This is a genomic window from Glycomyces halotolerans, from assembly GCF_054779575.1.
The window spans coordinates 100041-109212 of the sequence record NZ_BAAGXZ010000016.1 but is presented as its reverse complement, the minus strand read 5'-3'; the positions used below and the strand labels follow the sequence as shown (position 1 = coordinate 109212).

Below are 9172 nucleotides of genomic sequence, written 5' to 3'. Positions count from 1 at the left end.
TCGGTACCGGTACTGGCCCGTACCGTCTGCCCGCCCGCACCACCGGTCGTCCCACCGTTCTGCGAAGCGAACCCCGTCGCCCCATGCGACTGCGCCGTCGCTTGAGATATCGACAGGGCGACACCGGCGGCGACGACGGCCGCGGTGGCCACCGCCGTCCCTAGTTTGAGTGCGATCGATCGTCGCATCGGTTCAGCCTCCTAAAGGCAGATGTATTGACGTATTTCAATGAGTCTAAGGAAAAGGCTTTCTTCCGGTCAATACTTTCGACGCAACCGGTTGCAGAAATTTCCGCCGACCCGCCCGCTCCGGCTCCCGGGGGCGATCGCCGGTGGCGTTTGCGGCAATTCAGATGATGCATCGGCGCCTCATGCGGGCATTCTGGAGCGTTCCGAGGCGGCGCCTTGGAGTCACGAGCCGGGCGGTCCGAGCCCAACGCGAGATGAAACCCGAGGACGTCGAATCGCAATCGCTTGCCCACTTTGCGTGGTGCTCCGTCGAAGTCCGCCCCCAAGGCCGCCGATCGGCCTCGACCGCGTCGGGCGATTGAGCGCGGCTGCGGAGGGTAACCCCCCTCTTCCATGTGTCCACGCAGCTATCCAGGGAGGCCAGCAATGGCGAACACTGTCGGCGACTACGTCCTCGAGCGGCTCCGAGACTGGGGCGTCGAACAGGTATTCGGCTATCCCGGCGACGGCATCAACGGCATCATCGCCGCCTTCGGGGAGTCCGACAACCGACCGCAGTTCATCCAGTCCAGGCACGAGGAGATGTCCGCGTTCCAGGCCGTCGGCTACGCCAAGTTCGCCGGGCGTCCCGGTGTATGCCTGGCCACCTCCGGCCCCGGCGCGATCCACCTGCTCAACGGGCTCTACGACGCCAAACTCGATCACGTGCCCGTCGTCGCGATCGTCGGCCAGACCGCCAGAAGCGCCATGGGCGGCGACTCCCAGCAAGAAGTCGACCTCCAGTCCCTGTTCAAGGACGTCGCCTCCGAATACGTCACCGAAGTCAATGTCTCGGAGCAACTGCCGAACGCGTTGGACCGGGCCTTCCGCACCGCCGAATCCACCCGCGCCCCGACCGCGATCATCATCCCCGCCGATCTCCAAGAGCAGGAATACGACGCGCCCGGCCACGAGTTCAAGCACGTGCCCTCGAGTCCGCCGAGTCTGCCGCACCCGCTCGTCGTTCCGTCCGACGAGGACCTCGATCAGGCCGCCGACGTGCTCAACGCCGGCGAGAAGGTCGCCATCCTCGTCGGTCAGGGAGCGCGCGGCGCCGCCCACGAGGTCGAGGCCGTCGCCGAGGCCACCGGCGCGGGCGTGGCCAAGGCGCTGCTCGGCAAGGACGTCCTGTCCGACGATCTGCCGTGGGTCACCGGCTCGATCGGGCTCCTCGGCACCAGGCCCAGCTACGAGCTCATGCGCGACTGCGACACGCTCCTCATCGTGGGCTCCAACATGCCCTACACGCAGTTCCTGCCCGAACTCGACCAGGCACGGGCCGTACAGATCGACATCGACGGGTCCATGGTCGGCATGCGCTACCCGACCGAGGTCAACCTCGTCGGCGACGCGGGCGCCACCCTGGCCGCACTGATACCGCGGCTCCACCGCAAGACCGACCGCTCCTGGCGCGAGACCATCGAAGGCAATGTGGCCGGATGGTGGGACACCGTCGCGAAGCAGGCCATGGTCGACGCGAAGCCCATCAACCCGATGCGGGTCGTCCAGGAACTCTCCGAGCGCATCCCCGACAACGCGATCGTCACCGCCGACTCGGGTTCCTCGACCAACTGGTACGCCCGCAACCTCAGGATGCGCGGCACCATGCGCGGCTCCCTCTCGGGCACCCTCGCCACGATGGGCCCCGGCGTCCCGTACGCGATCGGCGCGAAGTTCGCGCACCCGGACCGACCGGTCGTCACCCTCGTCGGCGACGGCGCCATGCAGATGAACGGCCTCGCCGAACTCCTCACCATCAAGCGCTATTACCCGCAATGGGAGGACCCGCGGCTCATCGTCTGCGTGTTCAACAACGGCGACCTCAACCAGGTCACCTGGGAGCTGCGGGCGATGGGCGGCGCGCCCAAGTTCGAGGAGTCGCAGAACCTTCCCGACGTCTCCTACGCCGAAGTGGCCCGCACCATCGGGATCGAGGGCATCGCCGTCGACGAGCCGGGCGACCTGGGCGGCGCCTGGGACCGCGCGCTCGCCGCCCAGCGGCCCGTGGTGCTCGACGTCCACTGCGACCCCGAGGTCCCGCCGATTCCGCCGCACGCCTCGCTCGACCAGATCAAGTCCACCACACAGGCCCTGCTCAAGGGCGACCCGAACGCCTGGCACCTGTTCGTCCAGGGAGTGAAGACCAAGGCGCAGGAGATGACGCCCGGCCGCGGATAGACCGACGCGTACGCCGGCCGGGCCCGGCGACTCAGAGGACGACGCTCCGTCGCGAACACCGAGGAGGCGATAGTGAACCACAGCGACAGCGCCGTCACCGAGATCGGCGCCGCCGCTTACCGGATCCCCACCGCGAGCCCCGAGGCCGACGGAACCCTCGAATGGGACGCCACCACCATCGTGGTGGCGCAGGTCCGGGCCGGCGGGGTACAGGGCACCGGCTGGACCTACGCCGACGCCTCATGCGCCGAACTCATCCGCGCCACCCTCGCTCCGGTCGTCCGCGGGCGGGACGTCCTGGACCCCGCCGCCTGCTGGCACGCCCTGCAGCGGCGGGTCCGCAACCTCGGTCGGCCGGGACTGGTGTCGTGCGCGATGTCGGCGCTCGACATCGCCCTGTGGGACGCCTGCGCTCGGCTGCTGGACCGGCCGCTCAGCCGAATGTTCGGCCGCGTCCACGACAGCGTCGACGTGTACGCCAGCGGCGGCTTCACGACCTGGGACGACGCCCGGCTCGCCGACTGGGTCGCCGACAGCACCGGCCGGCGCGCGATCCCGCGCGTCAAGATCAAGATCGGCGAGTCGTGGGGCCGCGAGATCGAGCGCGACCTCGCCAGGGTGGCGCTCACCCGCGAAACCGCCGGCGCCGACGCCGAAGTCATGGTCGACGCCAACGGCGGCTACACGCAGGGCCAGGCCCGCCGCGTCGGAGCCCGGATGCGGGAGTGGGAGGTCTCCTGGTTCGAGGAGCCGGTCTCCAGCGACGACCTGGACGGTCTGCGGGTCGTGCGCGACGCCGTCGAATGCGACGTCGCCGCCGGGGAGTACGGCTACGACCTCGCCTACTTCACCCGCATGCTCGACGTCCGCGCGGTCGACTGCGTGCAAGTGGACCTCACCCGCTGCGGCGGGTGCACCGAGTGGACGAGGATCGCCGCCCTGGCGGCGTCCCGCAACCTCGAGGTCTCGGCGCACTGCGCCCCGAACCTGTCCGTCCACCTCGGCGCCGCGACGCCCGGTTTCCGCCACATCGAATGGTTCTTCGACCACGACCGGATCGAATCGCTCCTGTTCGACGGCGCATTCGACCCCGAAGGCGGCCGGGTGTCGCCGCCGCTGTCGGAGCCCGGCCACGGCATGGCCTTCAAGGGCCCCGACGCCGAGCCCTACCGATGCGGCTGACCGCACCGAGCCCAGCGATGGAGGAGAACCGATCACCGTGACCGCCGCCGCGCAAACCGACACCGCCGTCGAAGCCCTGGAGACCGCCCTGCGGGACCGGGTCGACGGCGAGATCCGATTCGACGCCGGAAGCAGAGGCGCCTACGCCACCGACGCCTCCAACTACCGGCAGGTGCCCATAGGCGTCGTCGTGCCCCGCACCGTCGAGGCGGCCGCCGCCGCGATCGAGGTGTGCCGCGCGCACGACGCGCCCGTGCTGTCGCGCGGCGGCGGCACGAGCCTGGCCGGCGAATGCACCAACACCGCCGTGGTCGTCGACTGGACCAAGTACTGCCACCGCCTCGTCTCCGTCGACCCCGACGCCCGCACCTGCGTGGTCGAACCCGGCATCGTGCTCGACGACCTGAACGGGCGCCTGGCCGAGCACGGACTCGAGTTCGGACCCCGGCCGTCGACGCACAGCCACTGCGCCATCGGCGGCATGGTCGGCAACAACTCGTGCGGCGCGACCGCGCAGCGCACCGGCACCACCGCTCAGAACGTCCGCCGCCTGGAGATCCTCACCTACGACGGCCTGCGCTGCTGGGTCGGTCCGACCGAGCCCGGCGAACTGGACCGCATCGTCGCCGAGGGCGGCGAACGCGGCCGACTCTACGAAGGACTGCGGAGACTGCGCGACCGCTACGGCGACACCGTCCGCGAGCGGTTCCCCGACATCCCCCGCCGCATCTCCGGCTACAACCTCGACGAGCTGCTCCCCGAGAACGGATTCGACATCGCCCGCCTACTGGTCGGCAGCGAGGGAACGCTGGCGACCGTCCTGCGAGCCGAGCTGGAGCTGCTCCCCGTCGTCGAGCACAGCGCCATGGTCGTCCTCGGCTACCCCGACATCATCGCCGCCGCCGACGCCGTGCCCTCCGTCCTGGAGCGGTCCGAGCCGGTACAGCTCGAGGCGATCGACGACCGCCTGATCGAATTCATGCGCGCGAAGCATCTGCACCCCGACTCGATCGAGCTGCTCCCCGACGGCGGCGGCTGGCTGATGGCCCAGCTCGGAGGCTCCACCGCCGACGAGGCACGGGAGAACGGCCGGCGGCTGCTCGACGGGCTCGGCCGCACCGCCGACGACCGCACGGTGCTGTTGACCGAGGACCGCGACGAACAGCGGCAGCTGCACGCCGCACGCGAATCAGGGCTCGGCGCGACGACGCGGGCGCCGGACATGGCCGACACTTGGCCCGGATGGGAGGACTCGGCGGTACCCGTCGACCACCTCGGCGACTACCTGCGAGACCTCCGCGGGCTCTTCCGCGAATACGACCTCGACGACCCGTCGCTGTACGGCCACTTCGGACACGGCTGCCTCCATGTGCGGATCCCGTTCCGGCTCGACACGGCCCGAGGGGTGCGCGACTTCCGCTCCTTCGTGGAACGGGCCGCCGACCTCGTCGTCTCCTACGGCGGCTCGCTCTCCGGAGAGCACGGCGACGGTCAAGCCCGCGGCGAGCTCCTCGACCGCATGTTCGGTTCAGAGCTCGTCCAGGCATTCAGAGAGCTCAAGTCCCTGTTCGACCCCGCCGGCCGCATGAACCCCGGCAAGGTCGTCGACGCCGGCGGTGTCGACGAGGACCTCAGAGTCGGCGCGCGATGGCGTCCTCGAGAGGACGCGACCCACTTCGGCTACCCCGAGGACGAGCACAGCTTCAACCGCGCGGTGATGCGATGCGTCGGCGTCGGAAAATGCCGCCGACAGGGTGCCGGCGAAGGAGTCATGTGCCCCTCGTACCAGGTCACCGGCGAAGAGGAGCACTCCACCCGAGGCAGAGCCCGGCTGCTGTTCGAGATGCTGCAGGGCCATGACGACTCCCCGGTCCGCGACGGGTGGCGGTCCACCGAGGTCCGCGACGCACTCGACCTCTGTCTCGCCTGCAAGGGCTGCAAATCCGACTGCCCCGTCAACGTCGACATGGCCACCTACAAGGCCGAGTTCCTGGCCCACCACTACGCCGGCCGCGTACGGCCGATGGCGCACTACAGCCTCGGCTGGCTGCCGGCCCTGGCCAGAGTCGCGCAGCGCCTGCCGCGCACCGCCAACGCGCTCCTGCGCGCACCGGGCATCGCCGCCGCCGGCAAACGCCTGGCCGGCGTCACGAGCCGACGCGACGCGCCGCCGTTCGCACCCGAATCGCTCCAAGACTGGTGGCGCCGCGAGCGAGGCGTCCAACCCGACCCCGCCGACCCGCGCACGGTCGCGCTGTGGCCCGACACCTTCGCCAACCGCTTCCAGCCCCACGTCGGCCAAGCCGCCGTGCGCGTGCTGGAGTCGGCCGGTTTCCGCGTCGCCGTGCCCACCGAACCGGTGTGCTGCGCACTCACCTGGATCTCCACCGGACAACTGCCGACCGCCAAACGCGTGCTGCGCCGTTCGATGGACCGCCTGCGACCGTGGCTCGAAGCCGGAACCCCGATCGTGGGCCTCGAGCCGTCCTGCACCGCGGTCTTCCGGGCCGACGCCCCCGAGCTCATGCCCGAAGACCGAGACGTCAGGCGCCTGCGGGAGCAGTTCATCACCCTCTCCGAAGCGCTCCTGCACCACGCGCCCGGCGACTGGGACCCGCCCCGCCTCGACCGGGCCGCCATCGTCCAGAAGCACTGCCACCACCACGCGGTCATGGGCTTCCAGACCGACGCGCAGGTGATGCGCAAAGCCGGACTCGACGCCGAGGTGCTCGAGTCCGGCTGCTGCGGACTCGCCGGCAACTTCGGCTTCGAACGCGGCCACTACGAGATCTCCATGGACTGCGCCGAGCAGGCGCTGCTGCCGGCCGTCCGCCGGACCGACCCCGACACGCTCGTACTGGCCGACGGCTTCAGCTGCCGCACCCAGATCGAGCAGGCCGGGACCGGACGCCGCGCCATGCACCTGTCCGAAGCGCTCGACCTGGCGCTCAGCGACCCCGATGCGGACCTCGACGAGCGGGCCGCCGCACCCCGCCCCGCCGAGAACAAGACCGCCGGACGCCTGCTCACCGGCGCCGCCGTCGGCCTCGGCGCGGCCGCGACCGGCTGGACGGCGCTCCGCATGATCACACGCGCACGAGCGAGAGGAGTCTCCAGATGAGAGGCAAGCGGCCGAGAGTCGTGGTGGTGACCGGCGCCAGCGCCGGAGTCGGACGGGCCGCCGCCCGCGCCTTCGGAACGCGCGGCGACAAGGTCGCACTGCTGGCCAGAGGAGACCGAGGCCTGGAACGCGCCGCCCACGAGATACGCGACCGCGGCGGCGAGGCGCTCCCGCTCACCGTCGACATGGCCGACGCCGAGGCCGTCGACGCGGCCGCCTCACGGATCGAAGCGGAGCTCGGCCCCATCGACGTGTGGGTCAACAACGCCTTCGCCACCGCGTTCGGCCCGTTCAGCGAGATCGGACTCGACGAGTTCCGGCAGGTCACCGAAGTGACCTATATGGGCTACGTCCACGGCACCCGAGCGGCCCTCCGCCGAATGCGCCCACGTGACCGCGGCACCATAGTCCAGGTCGGATCGGCGCTCGCCTATCGAGGCATCCCGCTGCAGTCGGCCTACTGCGGCGCCAAGCACGCCATCCAGGGCTTCACCGAGTCGCTTCGGTGCGAGCTCCTCCACGAACGGAGCCGAGTGCGCCTGACCATGGTCCAACTGCCGGCGGTGAACACCCCCCAGTTCGACTGGGCGCTGAGCCGGATGCCGAACCGCGCCCAGCCGATGCCGCCGATCTACCAGCCCGAGGTCGCCGCCGACGCCGTCGCCTACGCCGCCGACCATCCACGCCGCCGCGAGTACTGGGTGGCCTCCAACACGGTGGCGACCCTGTTGGCCAACCGGCTGGCCCCCGGACTGCTGGACCGGTACCTGGCGCGGAGGGGCTACGGCGCCCAGCAGGTCAAAGAGGAACCCCGCCGGGACCGCCCCCACAACCTCTGGGAGCCGCTGGACGACCGGGACGGCGTCGATTTCGGCGCGCACGGGCGCTTCGACTGCCGCGCCAGATCCCGTGCCCCGTCGGCGTGGCTGGCGCGCCACCGCGGCGCCGTCGGCGCGCTCGCGGGCGCGGCGCTGATCGCGGCGGTGCAGCGGGTCGCTCGGACGACGAAACGCTGAAGCCGCCCGCGAAGAGGCAGAACCTCGTCCCTTTGCCTCCAGTATGTAGCACGCCCGAGCGGCCGCGCCGCCTACCGGGTCGCCCTCGTCGACTCGGTCGTGCTGCAGAATTGCCGTCCTAGTCATGGACCCGCGGCCAAGGGAGTCACTGAATGCGCGTGTTGTTGTCGACGTACGGGTCTCGCGGAGACGTCGAACCACTGGTCGGGCTCGCGGCGGAGTTGCGGGCGCTCGGCGCCGAGGCGCTCGTGTGCGCGCCGCCGGACGAGGAGTTCGTGAGACTGGCCGAAGGCGTCGGCGCGTCGTTCGTGCCGACCGGCCGATCGGCGCAGGACCTGGTCAAAGGGGTGAGCCCTGGGTCGCGGCATGACGCGAGCCGGGTGGCCGCCGAGCTGGTGGAGATGCGGCTCGGGATGCTGGAGGCGGCGTCGGAATGCGACGCGCTGGTGGCGACGGGTCTCTTCCCGGCCGGCGCGCGGGAGGTGGCCGAGCGGCTCGGCATCCCCTACGTGTTCGTGACCTTCATTCCGGGCGTCCTGCCCTCGCCGCACCACCCGCCGCACCGAGTGCCGGGAAAGCCGTTCCCGCCGGACGCCGACAATCGGACGATGTGGGAGGTCAACGCCGAGAACCTGAACGCGCTGTACGGTGAGCCGCTCAATGCCGAGCGGGAGTCGATGGGCCTGCCGCCGGTGGACGACGTCCGCGACCACGTCTTCACCGACCGGCCGTGGCTGGCCTCGGACCCGACCCTGGGGCCGTGGAGGGAGACACCCGAGCTCCACGTCATGCAGACCGGTGCGTGGTTCGTGCCCGACGAGCGCTCGCTCCCACAGGATCTGGAGGCGTTCCTGGACGCCGGTGAACCGCCCGTCTACGTCGGCTTCGGCAGCATGCCCGTGCATGTCCTGCGAGGGACCGCCGAGTCGGCCATCGAGGCGGTCCGCGCTCACGGCCGCCGCGCGATCGTCTCCCGCGGCTGGGCCGAGCTGGGTCTGGTCGGCGACGCCGACGACCGTTTCCTCACCGGCGAGGTGAACCACCGCGCCCTGTTCGGCCGAGTGGCCGCGGTCGTGCACCACGGAGGTGCGGGGACCACGGCCACGGCCGCCAGAGCCGGTGCGCCCCAAGTGGTGGTACCGCAGATGGCGGACCAGCCGTACTGGGCCGGCCGCGTGGCCGACCTCGGTGTCGGTGCCGCGCACGACGATCCGACGCCGACTGCCGAGTCCCTGTCGGCCGCCCTCGAAACGGCCCTGGATCCCCGGACCCGGCGGCGAGCGGAGTCGGTGGCCGGCGAGGTCCGGACCGACGGGGCCGCGGTCGCCGCGCGCAGGCTCCTCGAGACGATCGGTTGAGGCGAACCGGGTGTCGCCTGCCGACCGACCGATCCTCGCGCACGGACCTGTCCGGTATGGCAACATGACGGGGGTTCACCCGAGTCAGTG

At 70.8% G+C, this 9172-nt stretch carries 5 protein-coding genes and 1 pseudogene; 5 read left to right on the top strand and 1 reads right to left on the bottom strand.

Annotated elements, in window-relative coordinates; translation table 11 throughout:
• Positions 1-188, bottom strand: a pseudogene (locus ACYVL2_RS14235) (pectate lyase); the annotation flags it as partial.
• Between the two features lie 426 nt (positions 189-614).
• On the opposite strand from ACYVL2_RS14235, the gene ACYVL2_RS14230 reads away from it, so the two are divergent.
• The 5 genes from ACYVL2_RS14230 to ACYVL2_RS14210 all read left to right on the top strand — a co-directional run bounded on the left by ACYVL2_RS14230 (position 615) and on the right by ACYVL2_RS14210 (position 9082).
• Positions 615-2405 carry a pyruvate oxidase gene (locus ACYVL2_RS14230; RefSeq protein WP_460544404.1) on the top strand — a complete coding sequence of 597 codons (1791 nt, stop codon included), beginning with the start codon at positions 615-617 and terminating at the stop codon, positions 2403-2405.
• 72 nt (positions 2406-2477) lie between these two features.
• Positions 2478-3587 carry an enolase-like domain-containing protein gene (locus ACYVL2_RS14225; protein ID WP_460544402.1) on the top strand — a complete coding sequence of 370 codons (1110 nt, stop codon included), beginning with the start codon at positions 2478-2480 and terminating at the stop codon, positions 3585-3587.
• Positions 3588-3624: 37 nt separating this feature from the next.
• The gene (locus tag ACYVL2_RS14220; RefSeq protein ID WP_460544400.1) at positions 3625-6708 is read left to right on the top strand and encodes an FAD-binding and (Fe-S)-binding domain-containing protein; all 3084 of its coding nucleotides are present in this window, start codon (positions 3625-3627) and stop codon (positions 6706-6708) included.
• On the top strand, positions 6705-7724 hold the full coding sequence (locus ACYVL2_RS14215) for an SDR family oxidoreductase (RefSeq protein ID WP_460544398.1): 1020 nt from the start codon (positions 6705-6707) through the stop codon (positions 7722-7724). The genes ACYVL2_RS14220 and ACYVL2_RS14215 overlap by 4 nt, the downstream gene beginning before the upstream one ends.
• 152 nt (positions 7725-7876) lie before the next feature.
• Complete coding sequence (locus tag ACYVL2_RS14210; RefSeq protein ID WP_460544396.1) at positions 7877-9082, top strand: glycosyltransferase; 1206 nt, start codon at positions 7877-7879, stop codon at positions 9080-9082.
• Positions 9083-9172: the final 90 nt, after the last annotated feature.